This is a genomic window from Erwinia sp. E602 (assembly GCF_018141005.1).
GTDB lineage: Bacteria > Pseudomonadota > Gammaproteobacteria > Enterobacterales > Enterobacteriaceae > Erwinia.
In genome coordinates this window covers 1,623,946-1,648,702 of the sequence record NZ_CP046582.1, presented here as the reverse complement: position 1 = coordinate 1,648,702, position 24,757 = coordinate 1,623,946, and the positions used below count along the sequence as shown (strand labels likewise).

The following is a 24,757-nucleotide window of genomic DNA, read 5'->3' as shown; positions in this document are numbered from 1 at the left end:
TTCAATCCTTAATACTCTATTAGTACGCACCATCTCTTTTTAAAACAACTCCAACTGTTTTAAATAAAATGGCTATATCGTTCCACATTGACCAATTTTTTACGTACCATGCATCGAAATATACCCTGGTTTCATAATCAACATCACTACGACCACTAACCTGCCAAAGCCCAGTGATTCCAGGCTTACTCATTAAATAATATCCTACTTGTTCTCTGTAACGTTCTAGTTCCTCCTGAACAATTGGTCTAGGGCCAACTAAGCTCATTTCTCCCTTGATAACGTTAAAGAGTTGAGGCAGCTCGTCCATACTTGTGCGACGAAGCAAGTGACCTATCTTAGTAACCCGTGGATCATTTTTTAATTTAAAAGTCTCTTCCCATTCAGCTTTGGCGTTAGGATCTTTCAGCAAAAGTTCATCAAGTAACTCTTTGGAGTTAATAGCCATTGAACGAAATTTTAAGCACTTAAATTTTTTACCATTTTTACCTATCCGCTCGTGTCCATAAATTGCCGGGCCGCCATCCTTAGTAACTTTAGAACGGATGAATAATAATAACGGAGAAAGGATTAATATAATAAGAGAAGATGCGAGTACATCAAAGGTACGTTTTAAGATTCGAGACGACCATTTAGCTAAATTTTGATGCACTCTAAATATCATTACTTCGTGACTGAAGATAAACGACATATCTGTGCTATCTAACGGAACGCCTCGCAATGTCGGTATAACAGAGACGTATCTGAATCCTTTGAGCATCAGCTCTCTTAGCCAATCATTACGCAAATCAGCCTCATTATTTTCTACTGCAACAATGAACTGCATACGTTTATCAATTTTTTCATCCAAGTAACCGATGTTCGTGTTTATAACTGGAACGCCAAGTATTTCATTGGGTTTGAGCACCGCATCATTGCTATTAATAAAAGCGACAACCTGGAATCCTAAGTTAGATTCGCTGGTTATCGCGAGATACGCATCAATGGCATTTTTACCACTGCCAATTATAATTGTATCTCTACGCCATAAATTTAATCTGTGTAGAACTATTTTACTAACAACTCTCATGACTGGCATTATTAACAACAACAATATCCAAGTAAGCAACCAAAGATTCCTGGAAAAATACCATTTGGCAAAAGCAATAATCGCAATTTCAATAATAGCGAAGATAACTAAAGTACGTAAAACCTCTTTAAGTTCAAACCAAAAAGTCTTGCGATAAAAATAGTGTCGTAACCGCATTCCGAACCAAGCAATGCAGCATAATGCTAATGTCCAATGTACACTAATCCACCCGTCGATCGCCTCGTCAGGTATTCGGTCTGAGTAAATACCTGAATTAAAATTCAATATCCACATTGCAATGTATATTGCAGAAGTGAAGCTTATAAAATCAGATATACTCAACGTTAAACTTACCAAAAAATTTCTGGTTAAACGTGTCATGGTTCCTCACCATTTTCGCAAGATGATTGTTATTTATTAATTAGTTGTTATAAATTCTTACTGATACCCATAAATTAACATAAGTCACTACATATCTTTTCCAATTAAAAAACTCGACTTGACCTTAGGCCAAGTCGAAACTATCTATTTGTTTTTATCTTCGTATGAGTAACCATAGTTATTATAGCCATAACCATAATAACTACTTGCTTTTTTGATTACACCATTAAGGATACAACCTTTAATTGCTACTCCACTCTGTTCGAATCGTTTGAAACTAACTTCCATCTCTTTAGCTGTATTTTGTTCGAACCTAGCTACCAGTAATGTTGTACCCGCAAAACGACCAATAACTGCGGCATCGGTAACAGCCAGAATAGGCGGAGTGTCCACTAAAACTAGATCATAGTTATCACTAGCCCATTTCAACAGTTCATTAAAGCGAGGGTGCATTAATAGCTCGGCAGGATTTGGAGGAATCTGGCCTCTTGCAATGAAGTCGAACCCAGCATCTTTCACATTTTTAATTGAGTTATCTATTTTTACTTTACCAGACAGATAATCAGAAAGACCGTTATCTATACCAAGTCTGAAAATATCATGTGAATAACCTTTTCGCATATCTGCATCAATAAACAGCACGCGCTGTCCACTTTGAGCTATTACAGCAGCTAAATTAGTTGTTATAAATGTTTTTCCTGCGTTAGGACTGGCACCTGATATCATCAAGATGTTATTACTTGCTTCCATCATTGCAAAATGTAAGCTTGTCCGAAGGCTACGTATAGCTTCGATAGCTAAATCTGCCGGATTTTCAATTGCAAGGAAGCTTAAATTTTCTTTGCTCTTCCCTTTAACTTTCAGTAAACGTGCAGAAGCCTTACGCGCCATCCATTCTGAAACGGGTACGCTGGCATAAACATTAATTCCAAGTTCTTCAAGTTTCTCTGGAGAATCAATTCCTTTACGAAGAAATATCCTCAATAAAACAAGACCTACAGCTATAAATCCACCAAAAATCGTACCCAATAGCACAACTACTTTCTTATTAGGTTTAACCGGCTTTGGAGTAGTTGCTGCCTCATCTATAATTCTGACATTACCTATAGCACTGTTTTTTGCGATACTCAGTTCTTGTTGTCGGTTTAATAATTGCATATAAACCGCTCTACCAGATTCAACATCCCTGCTTAGACGCAGAACTTCTTGCTGAGTGCCCGGCATTGCAGAAACTTGTTTATTAAGCTTCTTCTTCTCCAGAAGTAAAGTTTCTCTTTTTTCAACTAGAGCTTTATAAGTCGGGTGCGATTTTGTATATAGTTGCGAAATTTCTGCTTCACGTAGAGTCATTTCATTCAATTGATTATCAACGTTTACTATCTGATCTAACGTTGATCTTGCTTCAAGATTCAGATCCACAGAGTCTTTTAACTTACGGTAGGCATTAAGTTTGTCTTCTGCACTGTCCAAATCGCTACGAACTTGCGGTAACTGTTGTTGTAAGAAATCTAAACTCTTAGTATCCTGGGCTGCCTGTCGGTCAATATTCTGAGCAAGATAATTTTCACTGATACTTTTGAGAATACGTTGAATCAATTCTGGTTTATCACCATTAATTGTCAAGTTTAGCATGCCAGTATCTTTACCTTGGTCTGCTGCACTAAACGACTTTTGAAGATTGTTTATAGCATCAAGGCGAGAGAGGTAATTAATCTTAAATATATCTCCCTGCTCACCTTTCAATTGCCTGACAAGTATTGACAAACCTTTTGCTTCAAGTAACTCCCCAACACGACCCTTTAATTCATAACCACCACCGGTCAATTCATAGCTATTTTTATCAACAACTTTCAATTCAAGCGGTGGTGTTTTCCCATCTTGATTTGCCACATACAGACGTGACACATCTAAATCGCCAGGCGGGTTACCTGTTAATCTTGCCCATCCTCTTCCAAAAATCGGAAAATACTTCTGAGATACTTGGGCTTGTAAATTAAGCTCATCGACTGTTTTCCCTAAAATCATCCTCGACTGAAGAAGAGCAATTTCCGGAGTAGATTCGGGCTGACTATTAGGTAACATCTGAGTCAAACTATTCAGAATAGCATTACCTTGTTTTTGTTCAACCTGAATCAAAGCATCAGCTTGATAAACTGGAGTTGAAAATAATGCATAGAAAATAGATAAAACAGTAAATACGGCAGTGATAGTGATAATGAGTTTACGATGGTCAATCAACTCACCAATCAATCTACTCAGATCAATTTCATCAGCATCCGGGCTGGCCGGTTTATTAGATAATACAGGAGACATAAATAAACTTCCTAAAGTTAACCACCCAATTTACGGACCCAGCTGTTGCACGCTTGATCGAGCAACTGGTAGACAAATTCAAATGCTTCCATACTTTGACGATAGGGGTCTGGTATCTCTTTCCCATCAAGCCAGTGACCATAGAGCATAGTCTTACCACGTGCTTCTGGTGCAATCTTAGTGACCTGCTCTATATGGTGTTTTTCCATAACTAGTATCAGATCATACTGTCTGCCTAAAGTGCCTGTAAATTGCTGTGCTTTGTGTCCATCCAACAGCAGTTCATGTTTTTGACTCACTGCAATTGCAGACGCATCTGCAGCATGATCAACTAAGGCCCCTACTCCTGCCGAGTCAATTTTTTTTCCTGGCAGAGCCTGTCGTAACAAACGCTCACCAATCGGGATCGACAGATATTCCCAGTACAAACTACTAGTATGGAATTAAACATTATTATTCCCAAGTTCTAATGTAGCGAACATTCTCAGTCATATCATGGACACCCGTTATCGTCGGCACTAACTGGGAAATCACACGGTTCCAACGTACCAATGGTGCAGTGGTGACATAGACAATATCGTAAGGCTGTAATTGAAATTCGGTACCTAACACCATCGCAGAAGCATCTTTAGCATTCAGTTGATAAATATTAGCAATTTTCCCGTTAGTTCGACCAGGCATCTGTCGAATCACAAATACACCTTGCGCATCGCCCATTGACTGAGAAATCCCCTCTGAACTACCAAGTGCTTCAGCTAAGGTCATGCCACTTCGATCCATTTTCAGGGTGCTTTGCTTGCCTACTTCACCCATAACAAATATTTTCAGATCATCATTACGTGGCACGAATAGAATGTCGCCAGGGAACAACATTTTGTTCTGAGTAAGATCGCCTTTTTGCATAAGTGCATAAAGCGAGATTTTGCTTTCCTTGCCATTATGAGTAAGCACCACGTTTCGCCAATCAGCATCGGCTGAGAGACCGCCAGCGGCATTGATCGCATCCATAACAGTCAGCGGAATGTTTGTAATTGGCTGCTGACCCGACTTTGAGACTTCGCCAGTAACATAGGCCTTTTGAGAGCGGAATGCGGCAACAGATACATCAACCTGTGGGCTTTCAACATAGGTAGCCAGGCGGTTTGCTATATCCTGACGAATCTCCGCAATAGTCTTACCCGCAACCTTTACCTTACCAATATAAGGATAGAAAATCGTCCCATCCGCATTCACCCAGTTGCCGGTGTCACTCGCGCTGCGGTACTGCCCCGCCGGGGTAGTCAGTTCCGGGTGGTCCCATACGGTTACCATCAGTACGTCACCTACGCCGATGCGGTATTCATAGCTTGTAATAAGGCTGTCCAGCTCTGGGTTCGGGCGGGAGATCACTGGCTCCGGACGCATACGATCGATTACGCTGGGGGTCAGTGGGAACACGTTGACCAACTGACTGATATCGAAGTTGCTGTCCTCTGCCTTAACTACGTCTTTGTCATAGGTGCTCAGTCCCTGCCCTGGAATAATCGTACAACCAGTTAACAGCCCTAAAGTTACTGCCACCGCCGAAAGCTTCAAAAGTTTTTTGGTCATAAGTTCGTATCATCAATGATTAGAATATTTATCTGCCCGCGGCCGGGCGGGGGGCCCCCGGTTCCGGCCACGAAATGTTAAGGACGGTTGCTGCCTTGATTGCAGCAGTGTAACCGTTTTAGGTTGAAGCTATTGTAGGTTAATCGCCCAAAAAAGGCTTTTTTTCAACGGGTCAACGCTGTGCGTTGGCCCGGTCAGGATAAGGTATGGTTATGTCTTGTCTGACGAATGCCGGATCTGGCGCAGTGAACGCCTGGGCTCATCGGCACCGGGCATCCGGGGTCGGGCTGAACTAAGCACTCTGAAGAGGTGGTCAGTAATGTAACGGGACCATAAAAGGACTGCATGTGAGGAGTGTACGCAACAGGTGACTCGTTCATCCAGCTGAAAACAGCCGTCACCTCACAGCAGTAAGGGTGCCCGCGGTTGACTCTTCCGCAGCCCTGGTCCCCTACTCTTTACCACGTTGCCATGCGCGTCTGTTCAATTATGGATCATCAAATTCGCGCGCTGAGCAATAAGAATCTAAGATAGTTAGTATTAGTACAGTGAATGAGAAATCGTGAAGCTGTGCATTTCATCGCCATTTTAGGGCGGTTCAGACAGGCTACCGCCCCAGGCTCAACAGCTACCAGTCCACTGTACGTCGCAATCATCACCAGCCCCCCCAGCGCGGGTTGTCCAGCGCCGGGTCGTAAGCAGTCTCAGTCATCTGATGAGAACTGTCTTAGGGGTGTACTCGTTAAGTAGGATTATTCTAAGTTAAATACTGTCGAAATGGGAGGGCTATCACGATATTTCTCTGACAGCTTATCGCAACGTGCCGGTTAGGAATAACGCCAGAATGCTCTGAAATAATCCAATTGAACCGATTCAAATCATTGAAATTTAACGAGTATTTTATTTCAACTTATTCCGATCTAAATTGTCAACCCGCGTCAAGTTTGTATAAATCAGATTTTTCTTAACTGGTCGGATATCTGGTAGATTCTTAGTCAATTTCGCTTTTTTTTTACCCTGTCCAGAAAGCAGGAATAATCAAGAGGTCAAAAATCAAACTTACTCATTAATAGTCCCGCAGGGTGATTTTCAGATGATATCATGCTGAGTTATAGCCGTCGTCGCCAGCCAAAACCGCCCAAATTCAATAAAAAACGACATAAACTGCCACGTAAAGTCAAAAGCCAGGCAGAAAAACCCTGAAACGGGTATTTAACCGCGTTATTTAGTTTATTCTGATTATTATTTAATGTTTTGCGATAAACTCTGTGACGTTGCCAGATGGCGTTTTGCTGCAGGAGTTTTACCCATGATCATCCGCCCGTTTACCGAAGCCGACCGGCCGTTTTTGCGTACGCTGTTCCTCGCTTCACGCAAGGCTAACTGGACCTGGCTGGACGACAGCGAGTGGCAGCTGGAGGATTTTGACCGTATTACGCTGGGTGAAACGGTGCTGGTCGCGGAAGAAGACGGCGAGCGGCTGGGTTTTGCCGCCCTGCTTGAGAACGATAACTTCCTGCACAGCCTGTTTATCGATCCGGCCCACCAGGGCAGCGGTGCCGGCAGCGCGCTGTTACAGGCGGTGCAGCAGCGGTTTACCTCGACCGGGGCGCTGAAGTGCCTGGCGGAGAATCTGCAGGCGCAGAGCTTCTATAAGAAGCACGGCTGGCGGGTGGTGGCGCAGGGTGAGAGCGATCAGGGCGAGTACCTGTTAATGCACTACAGCCTGTAGCAGCCCCCCTGCCCTGCTGACCACTGAACTGAATTTTTTACGGAAACCTTTACCCCCGATGAGCCACCGCCCTCTTTATGAGCAGGCCGGCATCAGCCAGAAAGCCTGGCTGATGCTGCAGTATCTGCACACCATCGCCCGCAACGATCGGGCCTTTACCCTGCAGGACACCGAGCTGAACCACCGCTGCAACGTCACGCCGGACAATAACTTTACGGTGATTAACGAGCTGTTTGAGGCGGGTAAGATCGATTTCGATTACCGCATGCTGGATGGCTTTGAACAGCGGCTGGTGCGGCTGGCCTGACCGGCCGTGGGGTCAGATGCCAGGGGCGTGCCCTGGCATCGACCGGCCGGTTATACGGCGCGGAAGGCAATGTCCTGCGGGATGACGTCGCCCTGCCAGTAGAGCTGCGCGGCCACCCGGCCTGCCAGTTCGCGGTACAGCGCGGTAAACTCGCTGTCCGGGCGGCGCACCACCGTCGGTTCGCCGAGGTCGAGGTCTTCGCGCAGGCTGATATGCAGCGGCAGCTGTGCCAGCAGGCGGGTGTGATACTGCTCCGCCAGCCGCTCCGCGCCGCCGCTGCCGAAGATCGTCTCTTCGTGGCCGCACTGGCTGCAGATGTGCGTGCTCATGTTCTCCACGATGCCCAGCACCGGCACGTTGACCTTCTCAAACATCACGATGCCTTTTTTAGCGTCAATCAGCGCGATGTCCTGCGGCGTGGTGACCACCAGCGCGCCGGTCACCGGTACGTTCTGCGCCAGCGTCAGCTGAATGTCGCCGGTGCCCGGCGGCATATCCAGCACCAGGTAGTCCAGCTCCGGCCACAGGGTCTCGTTCAGCAGCTGTATCAGCGCCTTGCTGGCCATCGGCCCGCGCCATACCGTGGCGTTATCGTCGGTGACCAGGTAACCGATTGAGTTGGTGGCCAGCCCGTGCGCCATAATCGGCGCCATATGGGTGCCGTCCGGCGAGCTGGGGCGCTGGTCATCGGTGCCGAGCATGTCGGGGATCGACGGACCATAGATGTCGGCGTCCAGCAGGCCGACCTTCGCCCCTTCGGCGGCCAGCGCCAGCGCCAGGTTGACGGCGGTAGTCGATTTGCCCACCCCGCCCTTGCCGGAGCTGACGGCGATGATGTTTTTGACGCCGTTAACGCCGGGGCGGTTTTTTACCCGCTGCAGCGTGGCCACGTCCAGCGTTAAGCGCCAGCTGATGGCGGCCGCCCCGGTCTGGCGCAGCAGTTCGGCGCTGAGCTGTTCTTTCAGCTGTTCAAACGTGCTCTGCCAGACAAACGGCATGCTCAGTTCCAGGTGCAGGGTGTTATCCAGCAGTGCGCAGTGGCGCAGCGCTTTCAGCGCGGTGAGGTTGCGCTGCAGGGTTGGATGTTCAAATGTGGTCAGCACGCCCACCACCACGGCACGCAGCGCTTCGGGGGTGTGGTGCCCCGGGGAGTGAAGGGTCATCCCGGCTCCTTGTTGACTGTTGTAAAATTGCCCATAACTGTCGGTAAGCATACCAGATCCCGCCTGGCCCGGCGCTCAGGGTGCTGAAAAATCTTCTGTTGCGTCGGCCTTAGTTGCCGCAGGGCGGCGCTTTCGGTTAGCATGTAAACCCCTTTTTCAACAGGTATAGCAAGTCTTACTATGACTCAAGTCGCGAAAAAAATATTGGTAACGTGCGCACTGCCGTACGCAAACGGCTCCATTCACCTCGGCCACATGCTCGAGCATATCCAGGCGGATATTTGGGTTCGTTACCAGCGAATGCGCGGCAATCAGGTTTATTTCATCTGTGCCGACGACGCACACGGCACGCCGATCATGCTGAAAGCCCAGCAGCTCGGTATCTCCCCGGAGCAGATGATCGCTGAAATGAGTCAGGAGCATCAGACCGATTTTGCCGGGTTCAATATCAGCTATGACAACTACCACTCGACGCACAGCGACGAGAACCGCGAGCTGTCCGAGCTGATCTACACCCGCCTGAAGGAGAACGGTTTTATTAAGAACCGCACCATTTCGCAGCTGTACGATCCGGAGAAAGGCATGTTCCTGCCGGACCGTTTCGTGAAAGGCACCTGCCCGAAATGTAAAGCCCCGGACCAGTACGGCGATAACTGCGAAGTGTGCAGCGCCACCTACAGCCCGACCGAGCTGATCGATCCGAAGTCGGTGGTGTCAGGCGCAACCCCGGAGCTGCGCGATTCTGAGCACTTCTTCTTCGATCTGCCGGAGTTCAGCGCCATGCTGCAGGCGTGGACCCGTTCCGGCGCGCTGCAGGAGCAGGTGGCGAACAAGATGCAGGAGTGGTTTGAGTCTGGCCTGCAGCAGTGGGATATCTCCCGCGATGCGCCGTACTTCGGCTTTGAGATCCCGGGTGCGCCGGGCAAGTACTTCTACGTCTGGCTGGATGCGCCAATCGGCTACATGGGCTCGTTTAAGAACCTGTGCGATAAGCGCGGCGATATCGATTTCGACGCCTTCTGGAAGAAAGACTCCGACGCCGAGCTGTATCACTTTATCGGCAAGGATATCGTCTACTTCCACAGCCTGTTCTGGCCGGCGATGCTGGAAGGCAGCAACTTCCGCAAGCCGACCAACCTGTTCGTGCACGGCTACGTGACGGTGAACGGGGCGAAGATGTCCAAGTCGCGCGGCACCTTTATCAAGGCCAGCACCTGGCTGCAGCACCTGGATGCGGACAGCCTGCGCTATTACTATGCCGCCAAGCTGTCGTCACGCATTGACGATATCGACCTGAACCTGGAAGACTTCGTGCAGCGCGTTAACGCCGATATCGTTAACAAGGTGGTTAACCTCGCCTCGCGCAACGCCGGCTTTATCACCAAACGCTTTAACGGCCAGCTGTCCGCCGAGCTGGCCGATCCGGCGCTGTATAAGACCTTTACCGATGCGTCCGCCAGCATTGGTGAGGCCTGGGCCAGCCGCGAGTTCGGCCGCGCCGTGCGCGAGATTATGGCGCTGGCCGACGTGGCTAACCGCTACGTTGACGAGCAGGCGCCGTGGGTGGTGGCGAAGCAGGAAGGCCGCGACGCCGATTTGCAGGCGATCTGCTCGATGGGCATTAACCTGTTCCGCGTGCTGATGACCTGGCTGAAGCCGGTGCTGCCAACGCTGAGCGAACGTACCGAAGCCTTCCTGAATCAGGAGCTGAGCTGGGACGGTATTCAGCAGCCGCTGCTGAGCCATACCATCGCCCCGTTTAAGGCGCTGTATGGCCGTATCGAGCTGGATAAGGTTAACGGCCTGATCGAAGCGTCGAAGGAAGATGCGGCGGCGGCGGCCAAGCCGGCGCTGACCGGTCCGCTGGCGGACGATCCGATTCAGGAGACCATCAGCTTTGACGATTTCGCTAAGGTGGATATGCGTATTGCGCTGATCCAGAACGCCGAGCTGGTCGAGGGTTCAGATAAGCTGCTGAAGCTGACGCTGGATCTCGGCGGTGAGACCCGTCAGGTGTTCTCCGGCATCCGCGCTGCCTATAACGATCCGGCGGTGCTGGTCGGCCGCCTGACGGTGATGGTCGCCAACCTTGCGCCGCGCAAGATGCGTTTCGGCGTGTCGGAAGGGATGGTGATGGCGGCGGGTCCTGGCGGCAAGGATATCTTCCTGCTCAGCCCGGACAGCGGCGCGCAGCCGGGGCAGCAGGTTAAGTAAGCTGGTTTGCGTTAGTTGTCTGTAAATGCGGTTACGATGGCTAGTCGTCTGTTAATGCGGGCTCCGGCTCAGGGAGCCCGTACACTCCGTAAAGACGCAAAAAACGTCATCCATGACAGCTCAGCACGGGCCTTCCCTGGCCCGTGATGCTTTACTCCGTGTACGGGCTCCCTTCGCTTTACGTTCTGTGTTGTCTTCAGATTGCTGTCAGATTCCCTTCGCTTTACGTTCTGTGTTGTCTTCAGATTCCCTTCGCTTTACCTTCTGCGTTGTCTTTAGCTTCTTGTTTGACTGCTTCGCTTTACCTGTTGCGTTGTCTTCATGTTGTTTGACTCCCTTCGCTATACATTGCATGTCGTCTGAATGCAGAACACGTGTTCGCTGCTGCTGGCAGTGGGCTGGCAATCGTCGTATGCTTAACGCTCTGAATTCCGGAGTGGTTTATGTCCCGCGTTCTTCTTATTGTGTTCCGCTATTGCCGCTCGTTTCTGGCGATTTACCTGTGCCTGATTGCCGGGCGCGGCATCTCGACCCTGCTTCCCGTTGCCATTCCCGGCAGTATTATCGGCATGCTGCTGTTGTTTACCCTGCTGGCGACGCAGCTGCTGCCGGTGGAGTGGGTGCGGCCCGGCTGCCAGCTGATTATTCGCTATATGGCGCTGCTGTTTGTGCCGATCAGCGTCGGGATTATGAACGACGTCGATATTCTCAGCGCGCAGTTTGCGCCAATCGTGGTCTCCTGCCTGGTGAGTACGCTGATCGTGCTGGTTACGGTGGGGCTGCTGTCTGAGCGTCTGCAGCGTAAGGAGGGGGATGATGTCTGATTTCGGTGATTTCTGGTGGGCGCTGCCGCTGACCGTTGGCGTGTTTCTGGCGGCGCGCTGGCTGGCGGCGAAGGCGAAGCTGTCGCTGCTGAATCCGCTGCTGGTCGCCATGGCGGTGATTATTCCGCTGCTGCTGGTGCTGCAGCTGCCCTACGCGCGCTACTTCGCCGGCAGCGCGCTGCTGAATAACCTGCTGCAGCCGGCGGTGGTGGCGCTGGCGCTGCCGCTGTATGAGCAGATCCATCAGATCCGCGCGCGCTGGAAGTCGATTATCAGCGTCTGCTTCATCGGCAGCCTGACGGCGATGGTCTCCGGCACCGCGATTGCGCTGTGGCTGGGCGCGACGCCGCAGATCGCCGCCACCCTGATGCCGAAGTCGGTGACCACGCCGATCGCCATGGCGGTTTCCGCTTCGCAGGGCGGAATTCCGGCGATCAGCGCTATCTGCGTGCTGATCGCCGGCGTCTCCGGCGCGGTGTTTGGCCATATGCTGCTGAACCTGCTGCGGGTGAAGCATAAGGCGGCGCGCGGGCTGGCGATCGGTAACGCCTCGCACGCTATCGGCACCGCGCGCGCGGTGGAGCTGGATGCGCAGGAGGGCGCGTTCAGCTCGCTGGCGCTGGTGCTGTGCGCCATTATCACCTCGCTGACCGCGCCGTTTCTGTTCCCGCTGCTGCTGCACTGGCTGGGCTGACAGCGGCACTCTCCCCTGCTCCCGTGCCCCCAGTGGCTCGGGAGCAGAATTTCTCTGTTTCCCTGTTACCTGTTACCTGTTACCTGTTACCTGTTACCCGTTACCAGGTGCCCGATATTCTATTCCCGCTGCCTGCTGCCCGCTGCACCTTGCCCGTCGCTGTTGTCCTCAACCTGCCGCCCGTGCCCCGTGCCCCCTACTCGCTAATCGTTACCCGCTGCCCGCTGCCCGCTGCCCGCTGCCCGCTGCCCGCTGGGGCAGTAAATGGTCTAAAACTTGCGATAAGTCTCGCATTTCTCACATATCTTTCATCTATTACATTGTCAGCGTGACATGAATCACATATAACAGGCTGCCGGCCCATTAGGATGGGCCAGTACTCCGTTTATGAGGTTCCGTATGCACCCACGTTTCCAGTCCGCTTTTGCCACCCTGCCCGCGGCGCTGCAGCAGGCCATTCAGCCGCTGCTTGACGCAGACGACTTTGCCGGTTCAATCAGCGCAGCCGACGCCGCCGCGCTGAAGCAGGCCAGCGGCCTGGACGACAGCCAGCTGGCGTTTGCGCTGCTGCCGCTGGCCGCCGCCTGCGCGGTTGCGCCGCTGTCGAACTTTATGGTGGGTGCCATCGCCCGCGGGGTCAGCGGCACGCTGTGGTTCGGTGCCAACCTGGAGTTCGCCGGGGCCACCATGCAGCAGACGGTGCACGCCGAGCAGAGCGCGGTGACCCACGCCTGGCTGCGCGGCGAGCGCGGGCTGGCGGCGATCACCGTTAACTACACCCCCTGCGGCCACTGTCGTCAGTTTATGAACGAGCTGAACAGCGGCAGCGATCTGATCGTTGAGCTGCCGGGGCGCGCCGCCGCCACGCTTGGCCACTATCTGCCGGATTCGTTCGGCCCGCGCGATCTGGAGATCGCCACCCTGCTGATGGATGAGGTCGATCACGGCGTGCAGCCGCGCGGCGACGCGCTGGAGCAGGCGGCGCTGGCCGCCGCGAACCGCAGCCACGCGCCGTACAGCGGAGCCTGGAGCGGCGTGGCGCTGGAAACCGACGACGGTGCGATCTTTGCCGGCCGCTACGCCGAGAACGCCGCCTTTAACCCGAGCCTGCCGCCGCTGCAGGGGGCGCTGAACCTGCTTAACCTCAGCGGCCGCAGCTTCGACCAGATCCGCCGTGGCGTGCTGGCGCAGGCCGGTGATGCGCAACTCGATCAGTCGTCTGCCACCGCCGCCACCCTGGCCGCGCTCGGCTGTCAACATTTCAGCCGCTTATCGCTGGGCGATCTGTAAGAATTTTTCTAATATTCGAGGATAATCGCAGCTTTTGTTATTGCGTGTTAACAAAAGCTGTACTTTCAGGCGATTTATTCTAGGATTGGCGCCACATCCCCAATCCCCACTGAGTAATGATTGCATGGAACTCGAGTACGAAAGTAAACGCCCCCTCTATATCCCTTACGCCGGCCCAATCCTGCTGGAATTCCCGCTGCTGAATAAGGGTAGCGCCTTCACCACCGAAGAGCGCCACGACTTTAACCTGCGCGGCCTGCTGCCGGAAACCGTTGAGAGCATCGAAGAGCAGGCGGCCCGCGCCTACCGCCAGTACCAGGATTTCAAGAACAATAACGATAAGCACGTCTACCTGCGTAACATTCAGGACACCAACGAAACCCTGTTCTACCGCCTGCTGGACAATCATCTGGAAGAGATGATGCCGATTATCTACACCCCGACCGTCGGCGCGGCCTGTGAGCACTTCTCTGAGATCTACCGCCGCGCGCGCGGCCTGTTTATCTCCTATCCGAACCGTGAAAACATCGAAGACATGCTGCAGAACGCCACCAAGCAGAATGTGAAAGTGATCGTGGTCACCGACGGCGAGCGCATCCTCGGCCTCGGCGACCAGGGCATCGGCGGTATGGGCATTCCGATCGGTAAGCTGTCGCTGTACACCGCCTGCGGCGGCATCAGCCCGGCCTACACCCTGCCGGTGGTGCTGGACGTCGGCACCAACAACCAGCAGCTGCTGAACGATCCGCTGTATATGGGCTGGCGCCACCCGCGCATCACCGGCGAAGAGTACGATAACTTCGTTAACGACTTTATCCAGGCGGTGAAGAGCCGCTGGCCGAACGTGCTGCTGCAGTTTGAAGACTTCGCGCAGAAGAACGCCATGCCGCTGCTGGAGCGCTACCGTGATGAGGTGTGCTGCTTTAACGACGATATTCAGGGCACCGCTTCCGTCACCCTCGGCACCCTGCTGGCGGCCAGCCGCGCGGCGGGCAACAAACTGAGCGAACAGAACGTGGTGTTCCTCGGGGCCGGTTCCGCCGGCTGCGGCATCGCCGAGCAGATTATCGCGCAGATGAAGTCCGAAGGGCTGAGCGATGACGAAGCGCGCGGCCGCGTATTTATGGTGGATCGTTTCGGCCTGCTGACCGACAAGCTGCCGAACCTGCTGAACTTCCAGAGCCGCCTGGTGCAGAAGAGTGACAAACTGGCCGGCTGGGACAGCCAGAGCGACTCGCTGTCGCTGCTCGACGTGGTGCGTAACGCCCGTCCGAGCATTATGATCGGCGTTTCCGGCCAGCCGGGGCTGTTCAGCGAAGAGATCGTGCGCGAGATGCACAAACACTGCGCGCGCCCGATCATCATGCCGCTGTCTAACCCGACCTCGCGCGTGGAAGCCACCCCGCAGGATATTATGGCGTGGACCGACGGCCAGGCGCTGGTCGCCACCGGCAGCCCGTTTGCCCCGGTCACCTGGAAGGATAAAACCTACCCGATCGCCCAGTGTAACAACTCCTATATTTTCCCTGGCATCGGTCTGGGTGTGATCGCCTCCGGCGCCACCCGCGTCACCGACAGCATGCTGATGGCCGCCAGCCGCGCGCTGGCCGACTGCTCGCCGCTGGCCAACGACGGCGAAGGCCCGGTGCTGCCGGAAGTGAAGGATATTCAGGGCGTGTCGAAGGTGATCGCCATGGCGGTGGCCAAAGCGGCGCAGCTGGCCGGCGTCGCGGTAGTGACGTCGGAAGACGTGCTGTCGAAAGCCATCGCCGCCAACTTCTGGCTGCCGCAGTACCGTAACTATCGTCGTACATCGATCTGATCGGCGTAAAGCGTCAGGGCTGCGGCCCTGACGCTGTTACCGCTGCACCTGCCACTCTCCTGCCAGCTTCCCGCACGCGATACCTGCTCCTGCTCCATACACCCGCTACCTGCTGATGCTGATGTTTTGTCCAGCGGCACGCCAGCTAGCCGCTGCCTCATCGTTAACCTGGGCCGGCAGACAACCCTTTGTCCCTCCTTTTGTCTGAAATCCCGCCAACCGGCACGCGTTGACTTGCGTCACCCCGCCGCCTCAAGTAGCCTTGAACCACCTTGCACTTGCTGAACCGGGTACCGAGCCGAATGCTGAAACGCCTGTTTTATGGTCTGATTATCGTCGTGGGACTGACGGGTCTGACCGCGCTTGGACTCGATCGCTGGATCAGCTGGAAAACCGCCCCCTACGTCTATGACGACCTGAAGTCGCTGCCGCACCGCCAGGTCGGCGTGGTGCTTGGCACCGCCAAGTACTACCGCACCGGCGTCCCCAATGAATACTACCTGTTCCGCATGCAGGGCGCGCTGAACGCCTATAACAGCGGCAAGGTTAACTATCTGCTGCTCAGCGGCGATAACGCCCAGCAGAGCTACAACGAGCCGATGACCATGCGCCGCGACCTGATCGCCGCCGGGGTCGATCCGGCCGATATCGTGATGGACTTTGCCGGCTTCCGCACCCTCGACTCGATCGTGCGCACCCGCAAGGTGTTCGATACCAACGACTTCATCATCATCACCCAGCGTTTCCACTGTGAACGCGCGCTGTTTATCGCCCTGCACAGCGGCATCCAGGCGCAGTGCTACGCGGTGCCGTCGCCGAAAAACATGCTTACCGTGCGCCTGCGCGAAGTCGGTGCGCGTCTCGGCGCGCTGGCCGATCTCTATATTATGAAGCGCGAACCGCGCTTCCTCGGCCCGCTGGTGCCAATTCCCGCCCGCCACGAAGTCGCCGAAGACGCCCAGAGCTATCCGGCGGTTACCCCGGAGCAGTTGCTGGGAATTCAGCAGCGGAAGTAAAAGGGAGCCAGTGATGGCTGCCCCGGACTGATGCTCAAGCCCTGACTGATATGGATGGGCAAATCAGATTGAGAACACAGTCAACGTATTCTGAAGCAAACCCGCTCGCGCCCCCCTGCCGTTTTCAATGATTGTAAGTTTCCCAGAAGCCAGCCATTTTCAGTTGCTGAGGGCAAAGACGTGAACTTTTTTTTGATTAATGGTGCCAAAATTAAAAAATGTCAGCTGACGAACATTAAAAAAGCCAGAAATGGCAAACTTAGAGATAATAATGATATAACCATGAAATCAATAAGGGCGAAAACTGCAAAGTGATCTTTGCAATGTATATGTGGTTTCTGAGCAAAGATTGATTATACCGGTAAAAGCCCTTCTATGATCACACATCCTGACCAGATGTAATCGTTCAATAGCATTTTACGAGGTGGATATCATGGCAACACCTGCATATTACAAAGATGGCGTGCCTTACACAGCCGAAGGCAGTCCAATCATCACTATAACCGGCGGCCCATTGGGCTCTAACTCTAACGAGGGCATAGGGTCAAGTCATCCAATTTATGTCGGTGTGCCGGGTCTTCCCCCCATGTCACACGGAATAGGCCCGATCAAAAACTATGACCCTAACAAATTAGGTCATTATAGTTTGGCAAAAATCAGGGATGCACAATCTAAAGTCAATGAACTGATTGTAAAAGCAAAAAAAGATTATCCAGAAAATGCAGAGGCCACTCTGGAGAACGCCAGGGTCATGCTGGCATCATTAAGAAAATCCGACATTATCGAACAACCCGATGTGAAAAATAAATCTTATGAACTGGAAGAAGCTATAAATGCTCTGGAAAAAAACATCACTCTCAAAATTGAAACAGAAAAAGAAATTAAAATAAAGGAAATAGCATCAGATAAAGCATTTGATGAATTTATTAACCGGAAGGACGTCCAGTTAGCCAACTTCAAAAAAAAACGACCCTCCGAGTTCGATTTTGCATTCAGTGTTAACCCTGTTTATCGTCATGTGGTTAAATTTTGGGATTCGATTTATTTATCAAAAATTCGTGAAGAGATGGTAGCTAAAAACAATTTAGTGACTTACCTGGATCGGGTAAAAGTAATTCGTGACGATCTAATAAAAAAAGAATCAGTGCTTGGTGAAATGAAAACATCTTTAAAGAAACCCACGGAAGAAAACACAGTAACAAGTAGCGATGACAATGCCCCTTACGAAAAAGCAATAAAATTGACTGCGAGTTTTTATAAGGAGTTAGCTGAAAAACTCGGAGATCGTGCAGCCAGAGCCGCTGAAGAATTAGCCATCAGCGTTAACGGGAAAAAAATTAGAAACGTTGATGAAGCTCTCAACGCATTTGATAAATACAAGGATGTTATAAATAAAAAATTTAGCACAAAAGATCGTGAAGCGATTACCAAAGCGTTGGAGTCAATTGACCGGGTCGAACTTGCAAAAAAATTCTCTATATTCAGCACTGCTTTCAAATACATTGGCAATACTGTTGATGTCTACGACGTTGCTATGGAGCTAAAAAAATCTATTGAAACTGGGGTCTGGCGTCCTTTTTTTGTCAAACTTGAATCTCTGGCAGCCGGGCGTGCTGCAACTGCATTAACTGCGTTTGCCTTTAGCCTCATCGCAGGTGCTCCACTAGGTATTCTTGGTTTTGCATTAATAATGACATTGATAGGTGCACTCGTTGATGATAAACTGGTCGAAAAAATGAATAATTTAATTGGATTATAAAATTTCACACCTGACCTTTCCTGGTCAGGTGTTTGATTGCGGTGAAAAGAGCATATCCTGTACTTAATGGTATAGCGAATAAAAAACAAAAAACAAACAAAATAGCTTGTAAACTGCCTCCTGTAGCGCTTGTGAAAAAATCCTTTTCCCAAAATTCTTTCTTTGCAAATTTTAATCCTATTTTTTTCATCACAAGATCAGAAAAAGGATAGAGTAAGCCACTGATAATAGAGAATAACAACATCACCGTTATTTTTTGACATCCTCTGTCTCTCACCCAGTCTTGAGAAACAAGCAACGCCGGTATACACCCCCAAATTAGCCTGATGAAATAACTCCTTAGTTTCATAAGCACCTCAAAAAAACCATATAAAACCATATAAAACCAAAAGTATATTTTTAAAATAATATAAAAAATTACCTTTTATGGCGCTTCCTCGGCCCGCTGGTGCCAATCCCCGCCCGCTTCACTGGCCGCCATCCGCCCTCCGCTGCGACAGCCTGATGCAGTAAACTGCCGGCAAAAAAAAGGGCCGCGATAAGCGGCCCTTGTGCTGATGGTGCAGAGATTACTTCTTACGCGCGTACTTCAGCGAGTCCAGCGCCACCGCGAAGATGATGATGCCGCCCTTGATGATGTACTGCCAGTACGGGTTGACGCCGATATAGGTCAGGCCGTAGTTGATCACCGTAAAGATGATTACCCCGGTTACCACCCCGGCCACGGTGCCCACGCCGCCGGCGAAGGAGACGCCGCCCACCACGCAGGCCGCGATCGCATCCAGCTCGTACATAAAGCCAAGGTTGTTGGTGGCGGAACCGATGCGCCCCGCTTCCAGCATCCCGCCGAAGGCGTAGAACACGCCGGAGAGCGCATAAACCAGAATCAGGTTGAACGGCACGTTAACGCCCGAGACTTTCGCCGCTTCCGGGTTACCGCCGATGGCGAAGATGTTCTTACCGAAGCGGGTTTTGGTCCACAGCACCCACACCAGCAGGATGGCGATAATCGCGTAGAAGGTGATGTACGAGAGTTTGAAGTCGCCGATGCGCAGGAAGCCCTGAGTAAAGGTGGAGAACTTCTCGTCAAAACCGGCCACCGGTGACGCACCGACGAAGTCGAAGTACAGCGAGTTGATGCCGTAAACGATAATCATGGTGCCCAGCGTGGTGATAAACGGCGTCACCTTCAGGTAAGCGATAATCACGCCGTTGACCAGGCCAATCAGCGCGCCGATCGAACAGACGATCAGGATCACCAGCGCAATCGGCATGGTTTCCAGCGTCGGGAACACCTTGTTAGCGTTGTCCATCGCCTGTAACAGCGTGGCCGCCACCACTGCCGCCAGCCCGACCTGACGGCCGGCCGACAGGTCGGTACCCTGGGTAACGATCAGCCCGGCCACGCCGAGTGCGATAATCACGCGCACCGAGGACTGGGTCAGAATGTTACTCAGGTTCATTAAGCTTAAGAACGTCGGGTCCTGGATAATGATGATCGCCAGCAATACCAGCAGCACCACATAAATCCCGCCCTCTTTTAAAAAGGTCAGCGCATTTTTCTTATTAACAGCGTTCATAGTAACAGCCCTTACATCATTAGAGGTGCAACGATGCCAGACGCAAGATTTCGTTTTGCGTGGTAGTTTTCGTTTCGACAATGCCCGCAACCAGGCCATTACTCATTACCAGTATCCGGTCGGTGATCCCCAGTAATTCGGGCATCTCTGACGAGATAATAATGATTCCCTTATTTTTCTTCGCCAGCTCGGCGATCAGCTGGTAAATTTCAAACTTAGCACCGACGTCAATGCCGCGCGTCGGTTCATCCAGCATCAGAATTTCCGGCTGGGTCAGCAGCCAGCGGCCGATAATCACCTTCTGCTGGTTACCGCCTGAAAGCGAACCGATCGAGGTATGGTGCCCCGGCGTTTTCACCCGCATTGAATCAATCACCCACTGGGTGTCGCTTTTCATGCGGCTGTTATCCAGCAGGCCGATTTTGTTTTTATACTGGCGGATATTTGAGATCAGCGAATTAAAGCCAATATCCAGGTAGGCGTAGATGCCGGTCGAGCGACGCTCTTCGGTCACCAGCGCAAAGCCGTGGTTAATCGCTTCGTTGGCGCTGTGGTTATTGATCGCCTTGCCGTGCAGCTTAATGGTGCCGCCCGATTTTTCACGAATGCCGAACAGCGTTTCCACGATGTCGGTACGTTTGGCCCCCACCAGCCCGGCAATGCCGAGGATCTCACCCTGACGCAGGTCAAAGGAGATATCGCGGATCGACGGCTGGCGCAGCGAGGTCAGGTTACGCACCTCAAGGATGGTTTCGCCCGGCACGTTGTGTTTGTCCGGGAAGCGCTGGTTCAGCGAACGGCCCACCATCATGGCGATGATCTTATCCATATCCAGCCCTTCCAGCGGCTGGGTGGCAATCCACTGGCCGTCGCGCAGAATGGTGATTTCATCACACAGCTGGAAGATCTCTTCCATCTTGTGCGAGATATAGATAATGCCGCAGCCGCGATCTTTCAGTTTACGGATAATGGTAAACAGGTGGTTAACTTCTTTCTCGGTCAGCGACGAGGTTGGTTCATCCATAATGACGATTTTCGCATTATAGGAGAACGCCTTGGCGATTTCGATCATCTGCATCTGCGACACCGACAGGTTAATTACCTTGTCGCGCGGATCGATATCGATATCCAGTTCGTCGAAGATCGCTTTAGTGTCGCGATACATTTTGTCGTGATCGACAAACAGGCCTTTTTTCGGATAACGGCCCAGCCACATGTTATCCATCACGGTACGTTGCAGAACCAGGTTTAATTCCTGATGCACCATCGATACGCCGTTTTCCAGCGCCTCTTTGGAACTTTTGTAATTAACTTCCTGCCCCTGAAAAAGAATGCTCCCCGCATCTTTACTGTAAATGCCAAACAGGCATTTTAATAAGGTCGACTTCCCGGCCCCGTTCTCACCCATCAGGGCATGAATGGAGTGCGGGCGGACTTTTAAATTGACATTATCCAGCGCTTTCACACCGGGGAATGACTTGCTGACGCCGGTCATCTCCAGCAAAAACTCACGCTCTGCTTTCACGTTATCACTGCCCATAATTCTACCTGGCTGAAAGAGTGTAAAGTCAGGTCACCCTGACTCAACGTCTGTTCCGGGGCGATTCACCCCGGAACAGAGGACGCTTATTTAGCGAACTGAGACAGGTTGTCTTTATCTACCGGTACATAAGCAACGCGGACTACTTTACCGTCCAGCTTGTAGTTGGTGCCTTCGGTGGCTGGCTTACCGGCCGCCAGGTTTTTCGCCATATCGAAGGTGGCTTTCGCCTGGTTGTCGGCGTCGTTCAGCACGGTACCGGCCATTGCGCCAGACTTAATCAGCGCCAGGGCTTCCGGCAGCGCATCGACGCCAAATACCGGGATGCTGGATTTGTTGTGCGCCTTCAGCGCTTCAACCGCACCCATCGCCATCGCATCGTTGTTGGCGATAATCACTTCAATTTTGTTACCGTTCGGGCCAGACAGCCAGGCGTCAACTTTGTCTTTCGCCTGTGCGGTATCCCACATCGCGGTATCCATATGCAGCTGCTGGGTTTTCAGGCCGTCTTTGTTCAGGGTGTCGATCACGTATTTGGTACGCGCTTCGGCATCCGGGTGGCCCGGTTCACCTTTCAGCAGAACGAACTGCACCTGGCCATCTTTGTTCAGATCCCAGTTCGGGTTGGCTTTCCAGTGCTTCTCAATCAGCTCGCCCTGCTTGATGCCGGACTCTTTTGAGTCGGTACCGACGTAGTAAGCTTTGTCGTAGCTGGCCAGCGCCTTAGCAGAGGGCTCTTTGTTAAAGAACACTACCGGGATATCGTTGGCTTTGGCTTTGCTGATTACCACCGCGGCGGCAGCCGGGTCAACCAGGTTAATCGCCAGCGCCTTCACGCCTTTCGCCACCAGCACGTCAACCTGGTCGTTCTGGGTAGACTGGCTGTTCTGTGAGTCATTCATTAACAGCTGTACGTCCGGGCTGTTTTTCGCTTCTTTCTCAATGTCTTTGCGCACCATCGACATAAAGTTGTCGTCGTACTTATAAATGGTTACGCCGATACGGGTATCTGCAGCCTGAGCCGTCGCGCCAAACATCATGCTCGCAACCAGTGCGGTAAGTGTGAATACCTTCTTATTCATGCTATCTCCGGTTTTATTGTAGGGTAGTACTCAACGTGAAATGCAGCGGTGGGCGGCACGTCACGGTCAATTAACTGGCGGTGTTACACCTTTGCGGTGCGTTACACCGGCCGACGATTGCTGACAAAACCCGACGTCCGTGTGCGGAAGACTTCCTGCTGGCTGTGTGGTAACGCTGCCATCATAGTGAAGGCGTTGTAATAGTTCTGTGAATTTACTCACAAATTGAAAACGGTTACACCGCTGAATCGCGCGGTAAAGTGACGGCCGCCACATTTTGCCGGATGGCGACCGAATGGCGACGCACCAGCGTCGGCATAAAGCAGTGCTGAGCGCTGGCGTCAAGCACGCCGGCCGCGCCCTTCAGCGCCAGTTCGGTGGCAAGTTTCGCCATAGAAACAATCGGATAGCGTACCGAGCTGAGCTGGGGATCGGTGTAACGGGAAATGGGAATATCGTCGAAACCGACCACCGAAACCTGCTGCGGCACCGCAATGCCGTTGTCCTTCAGCGCCGCCAGCGCACCGGCGGCCATGCTGTCGTTATAGGCGAACACCGCCGTCAGCTGCTGGTTGCGACCGAGCAGTTCGACCATCGCCGCTTCACCACCCTGCAGATCCGGCTCGCCGCTGGCGCACCAGCTCTCCTGCGGCGTTACGCCCTGCTCGCCCAGCGCCTGCGCCCAGCCGGCGTGCCGCTGGTCGTCATCCTCGATCGGATGCATCGACCCGAGATAACCGATGCGCTGGTGGCCATGCTGCTGCAGCATGCGCATCGCCATCAGCGCGCCGCTGACGTTATCGAGGCAGACGCAGCGGTGGGCAAATCCGGGGATCACCCGGTTGACCAGCACCATCCCCGGCACCTGCTGCATCAGCGAGGCCAGTTCGTCATCGCCCAGGGCTTTTGCGTGCACGATCAGCGCGTTACAGCGCTGACGAATCAGCACCTCAATCGCGTGGCGCTCTTTATCGGCCTGATGATAGGAGTTGTTGATCAGCACGTGTTTCTGCATACGCTGGGCGACGGTATCCACCGCTTTCACCAGCGCGCCAAAGAAGGGGTCCGAGACGTCCATCACTACCACGCCGATGGTATCGCTGACCTGGCTGGCCAGCGCCTGGGCGTTGGCGTTGGGCCGGTAGCCAAGGCGTTCGACGATTCTGAGCACCGCCTCGCGGGTGTCGACGGTGACCGCCGCACTGTTGTTAAGCACGCGCGAAACGGTGGCCACCGATACCCCGGCTTCGCGGGCCACATCGCGGATGGTAATCACAGGCGGATACCTGCGTTGAAAGTTTGCATAGCCGTTCCTGACCAGACGCTGTTACCGCGTATTGTGTCAGCCCTGAGCGCACCGCTGCGTGAAACAGGTCACAGCCTTGAAAACGGTTACATCGACCTGTAACAACTTTGTGATCGGGATCATGGTCCGCATATAAAAACGGCGGCTACCCACACCGTGGTAGCCGCCTTCTCTGTATTACTGGCGAGGGTCGGTCATTAATCAGCCCGGCTTGCCTTCGTTGATCTGTACACCGCCGGCAACCCCCGCCTCAAGCACCTGTTTATACCAACGGGCGATGACCAGCGGTGGGCCGTCAATCAGTTTGACCTCGCCCTGCTTATTACTCAGCTGCAGACAGGTTTTGCCATCGTTGCGGATAACAAAATCAGCCCGGCTGACAGAATAGGTGTGTGTATCAATCTTTACCTCCTTATCCGTCGCCAGCACCGTCCCCAAACGTACGGGGAGCGAAATACACAGCGTAGAAGATTTAAACGCATCGTGCGCCAGGGTCACCTTTTGCGAAATATTCAGCCCCTGCAGGTAACCCTGCTCGGTCAGGCTGATATCGAAAGGCGTACCATTGCTGACGGTAAACTGCAGCAGCCCTGCCTCTTTCAATCTGAATATCGACCGGCGAACGTTTGAATCGAACGTTTTCTCGCCCTCACGTTCTTTCAGCCAGGAAATGATCGATTTCAGCTGCGTTGCTGCGATTCCCCCGCGCTTCATCTCCATAAGAACTTTGATAATCTTGTTCTGTAAAGCCGATCTTCGAAACGATTTTTCGGAATCAGTCATAAACCGTACTGGGCACCTCCCTCAGACTTTAGGAATAGTTAGCCCTGCAAAGGCGCACTTCACAGAGTAACGACTTGGACTACGCTCTCACTTGTATTGCGACTGCGCTATTAATCAGGGTTAAGGTCACACCACAGGCTGACGGTAACCGACGGACAACCGAAGATACGGATAATAGTTAGTATCGCAATATCGTCTTATCAAGTTGATTTTGAAAAAAAATTAAACACTAATTGAGACTGTATCAAAAAGTCATCTGGCTGGGATATCTTGTGGCGGAACCTGAAACTTC

At 52.4% G+C, this 24,757-nt stretch carries 19 protein-coding genes and 1 pseudogene; 9 read left to right on the top strand and 11 right to left on the bottom strand.

Annotated elements, in window-relative coordinates:
- Positions 1-19: 19 nt before the first annotated feature.
- From wbaP to GKQ23_RS08935, 4 genes and pseudogenes are all read right to left on the bottom strand, one after another.
- On the bottom strand, positions 20-1,450 hold the full coding sequence (gene wbaP, locus GKQ23_RS08950) for an undecaprenyl-phosphate galactose phosphotransferase WbaP (protein ID WP_212410398.1): 1,431 nt from the start codon (positions 1,448-1,450) through the stop codon (positions 20-22).
- 144 nt (positions 1,451-1,594) lie between these two features.
- Positions 1,595-3,763 carry a polysaccharide biosynthesis tyrosine autokinase gene (locus tag GKQ23_RS08945; protein WP_212410390.1) on the bottom strand — a complete coding sequence of 723 codons (2,169 nt, stop codon included), beginning with the start codon at positions 3,761-3,763 and terminating at the stop codon, positions 1,595-1,597.
- Positions 3,764-3,780: 17 nt separating this feature from the next.
- A pseudogene (locus GKQ23_RS08940) lies at positions 3,781-4,214 on the bottom strand (protein tyrosine phosphatase).
- A gap of 2 nt (positions 4,215-4,216) precedes the next feature.
- Positions 4,217-5,353, bottom strand: coding sequence for a polysaccharide export protein (locus GKQ23_RS08935; protein ID WP_212410388.1), 1,137 nt, complete (start codon positions 5,351-5,353; stop codon positions 4,217-4,219).
- Positions 5,354-6,662: 1,309 nt separating this feature from the next.
- On the opposite strand from GKQ23_RS08935, the gene GKQ23_RS08930 reads away from it, so the two are divergent.
- Together GKQ23_RS08930 and GKQ23_RS08925 are read left to right on the top strand one after the other, a co-directional pair.
- Complete coding sequence (locus tag GKQ23_RS08930; RefSeq protein ID WP_056233332.1) at positions 6,663-7,085, top strand: GNAT family N-acetyltransferase; 423 nt, start codon at positions 6,663-6,665, stop codon at positions 7,083-7,085.
- A gap of 58 nt (positions 7,086-7,143) precedes the next feature.
- The gene (locus GKQ23_RS08925; RefSeq protein WP_056233334.1) at positions 7,144-7,392 is read left to right on the top strand and encodes a hypothetical protein; all 249 of its coding nucleotides are present in this window, start codon (positions 7,144-7,146) and stop codon (positions 7,390-7,392) included.
- A 50-nt stretch (positions 7,393-7,442) separates the two neighbouring features.
- On the opposite strand, the gene apbC is transcribed toward GKQ23_RS08925, so the two are convergent.
- A complete protein-coding gene (gene apbC, locus GKQ23_RS08920) occupies positions 7,443-8,555 on the bottom strand; it encodes an iron-sulfur cluster carrier protein ApbC (RefSeq protein ID WP_212410386.1) in 1,113 nt (370 codons plus the stop codon).
- A 180-nt stretch (positions 8,556-8,735) separates the two neighbouring features.
- On the opposite strand from apbC, the gene metG reads away from it, so the two are divergent.
- From metG to GKQ23_RS08885, 7 genes are all read left to right on the top strand, one after another.
- A complete protein-coding gene (gene metG, locus GKQ23_RS08915) occupies positions 8,736-10,769 on the top strand; it encodes a methionine--tRNA ligase (RefSeq protein ID WP_212410384.1) in 2,034 nt (677 codons plus the stop codon).
- 443 nt (positions 10,770-11,212) lie between these two features.
- Positions 11,213-11,593, top strand: coding sequence for a CidA/LrgA family protein (locus tag GKQ23_RS08910; RefSeq protein ID WP_212410377.1), 381 nt, complete (start codon positions 11,213-11,215; stop codon positions 11,591-11,593).
- Positions 11,586-12,287 carry a CidB/LrgB family autolysis modulator gene (locus GKQ23_RS08905; protein ID WP_212411703.1) on the top strand — a complete coding sequence of 234 codons (702 nt, stop codon included), beginning with the start codon at positions 11,586-11,588 and terminating at the stop codon, positions 12,285-12,287. Before GKQ23_RS08910 ends, GKQ23_RS08905 begins: the two co-directional genes overlap by 8 nt.
- A 399-nt stretch (positions 12,288-12,686) precedes the next feature.
- The gene (gene cdd, locus GKQ23_RS08900) at positions 12,687-13,577 is read left to right on the top strand and encodes a cytidine deaminase (protein ID WP_212410375.1); all 891 of its coding nucleotides are present in this window, start codon (positions 12,687-12,689) and stop codon (positions 13,575-13,577) included.
- A gap of 124 nt (positions 13,578-13,701) precedes the next feature.
- A complete protein-coding gene (locus GKQ23_RS08895) occupies positions 13,702-15,399 on the top strand; it encodes an NAD-dependent malic enzyme (RefSeq protein ID WP_056233346.1) in 1,698 nt (565 codons plus the stop codon).
- Positions 15,400-15,701: 302 nt separating this feature from the next.
- On the top strand, positions 15,702-16,415 hold the full coding sequence (sanA, locus tag GKQ23_RS08890) for an outer membrane permeability protein SanA (protein WP_212410373.1): 714 nt from the start codon (positions 15,702-15,704) through the stop codon (positions 16,413-16,415).
- Between the two features lie 433 nt (positions 16,416-16,848).
- The gene (locus tag GKQ23_RS08885) at positions 16,849-18,174 is read left to right on the top strand and encodes a colicin-like pore-forming protein (RefSeq protein WP_212410371.1); all 1,326 of its coding nucleotides are present in this window, start codon (positions 16,849-16,851) and stop codon (positions 18,172-18,174) included.
- Between the two features lie 4 nt (positions 18,175-18,178).
- Here GKQ23_RS08885 and GKQ23_RS08880 read toward each other — a convergent pair whose 3' ends face one another.
- The 6 genes from GKQ23_RS08880 to GKQ23_RS08855 all read right to left on the bottom strand — a co-directional run bounded on the left by GKQ23_RS08880 (position 18,179) and on the right by GKQ23_RS08855 (position 24,465).
- On the bottom strand, positions 18,179-18,523 hold the full coding sequence (locus tag GKQ23_RS08880; RefSeq protein ID WP_212410369.1) for a colicin E1 family microcin immunity protein: 345 nt from the start codon (positions 18,521-18,523) through the stop codon (positions 18,179-18,181).
- A 220-nt stretch (positions 18,524-18,743) separates the two neighbouring features.
- A complete protein-coding gene (gene mglC, locus GKQ23_RS08875; RefSeq protein ID WP_056233350.1) occupies positions 18,744-19,754 on the bottom strand; it encodes a galactose/methyl galactoside ABC transporter permease MglC in 1,011 nt (336 codons plus the stop codon).
- A gap of 19 nt (positions 19,755-19,773) precedes the next feature.
- Positions 19,774-21,294 (bottom strand): galactose/methyl galactoside ABC transporter ATP-binding protein MglA, encoded by a 1,521-nt coding sequence (mglA, locus tag GKQ23_RS08870; RefSeq protein ID WP_056233352.1) that lies wholly within the window; start codon positions 21,292-21,294, stop codon positions 19,774-19,776.
- A gap of 86 nt (positions 21,295-21,380) precedes the next feature.
- Positions 21,381-22,376 (bottom strand): galactose/glucose ABC transporter substrate-binding protein MglB, encoded by a 996-nt coding sequence (gene mglB / locus GKQ23_RS08865; RefSeq protein ID WP_056233354.1) that lies wholly within the window; start codon positions 22,374-22,376, stop codon positions 21,381-21,383.
- 235 nt (positions 22,377-22,611) lie between these two features.
- Positions 22,612-23,652: an HTH-type transcriptional regulator GalS gene (galS, locus tag GKQ23_RS08860; protein ID WP_056233356.1), complete on the bottom strand. Its 1,041-nt coding sequence runs from the start codon at positions 23,650-23,652 to the stop codon at positions 22,612-22,614.
- A 231-nt stretch (positions 23,653-23,883) separates the two neighbouring features.
- Complete coding sequence (locus tag GKQ23_RS08855; RefSeq protein WP_212410368.1) at positions 23,884-24,465, bottom strand: hypothetical protein; 582 nt, start codon at positions 24,463-24,465, stop codon at positions 23,884-23,886.
- Between the last annotated feature and the right edge of the window lie 292 nt (positions 24,466-24,757).

Bases quoted from the DNA above. Each gene is read 5' to 3' on its own strand.
- wbaP (WP_212410398.1), bottom strand. From the start codon at position 1,450: ATGACACGTTTAACCAGAAATTTTTTGGTAAGTTTAACGTTGAGTATA.
- GKQ23_RS08945 (WP_212410390.1), bottom strand. From the start codon at position 3,763: ATGTCTCCTGTATTATCTAATAAACCGGCCAGCCCGGATGCTGATGAA.
- GKQ23_RS08935 (WP_212410388.1), bottom strand. From the start codon at position 5,353: ATGACCAAAAAACTTTTGAAGCTTTCGGCGGTGGCAGTAACTTTAGGG.
- GKQ23_RS08930 (WP_056233332.1), top strand. From the start codon at position 6,663: ATGATCATCCGCCCGTTTACCGAAGCCGACCGGCCGTTTTTGCGTACG.
- GKQ23_RS08925 (WP_056233334.1), top strand. From the start codon at position 7,144: ATGAGCCACCGCCCTCTTTATGAGCAGGCCGGCATCAGCCAGAAAGCC.
- apbC (WP_212410386.1), bottom strand. From the start codon at position 8,555: ATGACCCTTCACTCCCCGGGGCACCACACCCCCGAAGCGCTGCGTGCC.
- metG (WP_212410384.1), top strand. From the start codon at position 8,736: ATGACTCAAGTCGCGAAAAAAATATTGGTAACGTGCGCACTGCCGTAC.
- GKQ23_RS08910 (WP_212410377.1), top strand. From the start codon at position 11,213: ATGTCCCGCGTTCTTCTTATTGTGTTCCGCTATTGCCGCTCGTTTCTG.
- GKQ23_RS08905 (WP_212411703.1), top strand. From the start codon at position 11,586: ATGTCTGATTTCGGTGATTTCTGGTGGGCGCTGCCGCTGACCGTTGGC.
- cdd (WP_212410375.1), top strand. From the start codon at position 12,687: ATGCACCCACGTTTCCAGTCCGCTTTTGCCACCCTGCCCGCGGCGCTG.
- GKQ23_RS08895 (WP_056233346.1), top strand. From the start codon at position 13,702: ATGGAACTCGAGTACGAAAGTAAACGCCCCCTCTATATCCCTTACGCC.
- sanA (WP_212410373.1), top strand. From the start codon at position 15,702: ATGCTGAAACGCCTGTTTTATGGTCTGATTATCGTCGTGGGACTGACG.
- GKQ23_RS08885 (WP_212410371.1), top strand. From the start codon at position 16,849: ATGGCAACACCTGCATATTACAAAGATGGCGTGCCTTACACAGCCGAA.
- GKQ23_RS08880 (WP_212410369.1), bottom strand. From the start codon at position 18,523: ATGAAACTAAGGAGTTATTTCATCAGGCTAATTTGGGGGTGTATACCG.
- mglC (WP_056233350.1), bottom strand. From the start codon at position 19,754: ATGAACGCTGTTAATAAGAAAAATGCGCTGACCTTTTTAAAAGAGGGC.
- mglA (WP_056233352.1), bottom strand. From the start codon at position 21,294: ATGGGCAGTGATAACGTGAAAGCAGAGCGTGAGTTTTTGCTGGAGATG.
- mglB (WP_056233354.1), bottom strand. From the start codon at position 22,376: ATGAATAAGAAGGTATTCACACTTACCGCACTGGTTGCGAGCATGATG.
- GKQ23_RS08855 (WP_212410368.1), bottom strand. From the start codon at position 24,465: ATGACTGATTCCGAAAAATCGTTTCGAAGATCGGCTTTACAGAACAAG.